Genomic DNA, 1,904 nt, shown 5'->3' with positions numbered 1-1,904 from the left:
ATCATTTTCAGTGCGATTTAATAGTCTCCTAATGTTTAGGAGATTAAAAATGACAGAAGAAAAAAGTCCATTTATGCATTTCGTTTCCATCAAAGATATTCGCCAAGAAGGAAAAGTTGAACATACGTTATCAGATATTATTTTGATAACAATTTGTGCGGTGTTGTCTGGTCATGATACCTGGAAAGGTATGAGTGATTATGGACGTAAGCAGCGTGATTTTTTATTACGCTTTGGCTTCTCAGGTAAAACATCACCCTCGGCAGATACGATTGCAAGAGTGATGGGAACCATCAGTACAAAAGCATTACAAAAAGCCTTCATAGAATGGATGAAATCGTGTCATGAATTAACGGATGGTGAAGTCATTGCCATTGATGGAAAAACACTGAAAGGATCGTATAACAGAGCAACAGACCAAGCTGCGATTCATATGGTTAATGCATTCGCAACCGCAAATGGTGTATGCCTTGGACAGTCAAAAGTAGACAGTAAGACGAACGAGATCACTGCCATCCCTAAGCTACTAGAATTGCTCGATATTTCAGGTTGTTTGATTACCATTAATGCCATGGGTTGTCAGCGAAAAATTGCACAGAAAATCATCGATAAAAATGCTGATTACTTGCTTGCTGTTAAAGGAAATCAAGGCAGGTTAGATGAAGCGTTTGATAATTATTACCGCCCCTCAATGCTTCAACATTTTGATGGCGATAGCTATTCATCACAAGAGAAATCGCATGGGCGTTTGGAAACACGATGTGCGCTGATTAATACCAATTTAAGTGTATTAGGTGATTTGGCTTATGATTGGCCTGAACTAAAAACGATGGGCATCATGGTGAGTGTTCGACAAGAAGGCAAACACGCCGAAGAATCCGATATTTCTGTGCGCTATTATATAAGTTCAAAAGCACTGACAGCGAAAGAGCTTCATGATGCCACTCGCTCGCACTGGTTAATTGAATCAATGCACTGGCAGCTCGATGTTGGATTAAAAGAAGATGCATGTCGAATTAGGGTAGATGACCGAGCGGAAGTTTTTGCACGAATAAGGCAAATGGTTTTGAATTTATTAAAGCAAGAGAAGAGTTTCAAAGCCGGCATTCAACGCAAGCGAATGATGTGTGCGATGGACCAAGAGTACTTGGCGACCGTGCTGGGAAGCCTTTCGTGACGCGGATGTTCATGCGTTTTCCGTGGCATAATCCCCAATGCGCGCACGGTTTGCCCTTCCCCGTAATTTTTTGCCTAAAAACCCACCACACCGCCTGCGTAATGTCGACTTTTTGGCGCTAGGCCTTTTGCCTACAAAAATTAGCAGGTAAACTCGAAGCCCATTAAAATTTACCGGCTGTGCGTCGTGCGCGGCCAGATACAATCTAGCTATGCGCACAGGGGGAGCGACACCTCATGGCGGTAGCGTGGGTAAAGCACAGTAGAATTTTGTACTAGAATAACCGGGTGAAAGAACGGTGCATCACACTTTTCACTGGTAAACGTTTAAAATAGGTCTTAAATCGATCAGTTTTCATTGATTAAAGGACTGATAGTGTGACATTGCTCGCCTCGTGCGGTTGTCTTACGCTTTTAGTCAGAGAAACTTCACGTCGATATTGTTTAAACGCCTTCCATCTATCACCATCGAAGTGGCGGAACGTATACCGTTCTATAGCTACTAAATTAAACGGAGTATTGTTATATGAGCTGTTATATAATTGCAGAAATTGGCGTTAATCATGCAGGATCTGTAACGTTAGCGAAACAGATGATTGATGCAGCGAAGCTCGCCGGAGCCAATGCAGTGAAGTTCCAAACATTCACTGCTGAAAATCTAGTTAGTAATAATACTCCAAAAGTAAAATATCAAGAGTCAACGACTGATAAAGACGAAAGTCATTATC

At 41.8% G+C, this 1,904-nt stretch carries 2 protein-coding genes; both read left to right on the top strand.

All coding sequences use genetic code 11. From position 1 onward, the window contains the following. The first annotated feature begins 49 nt into the window (after window positions 1–49). Window positions 50–1,177 carry an ISAs1 family transposase gene (locus BZG81_RS15380; protein WP_077677817.1) on the top strand — a complete coding sequence of 376 codons (1,128 nt, stop codon included), beginning with the start codon at window positions 50–52 and terminating at the stop codon, window positions 1,175–1,177. A 525-nt stretch (window positions 1,178–1,702) separates the two neighbouring features. Continuing rightward, a partial coding sequence (locus BZG81_RS15375; RefSeq protein ID WP_198533673.1) for an N-acetylneuraminate synthase family protein occupies window positions 1,703–1,904 on the top strand: 202 nt, incomplete at its 3' end.

The sequence above is a fragment of the Salinivibrio sp. MA607 genome, assembly GCF_001996245.1.
Taxonomy (GTDB): domain Bacteria; phylum Pseudomonadota; class Gammaproteobacteria; order Enterobacterales; family Vibrionaceae; genus Salinivibrio; species Salinivibrio costicola.
This window is presented reverse-complemented; position numbering and strand designations above follow the sequence as displayed.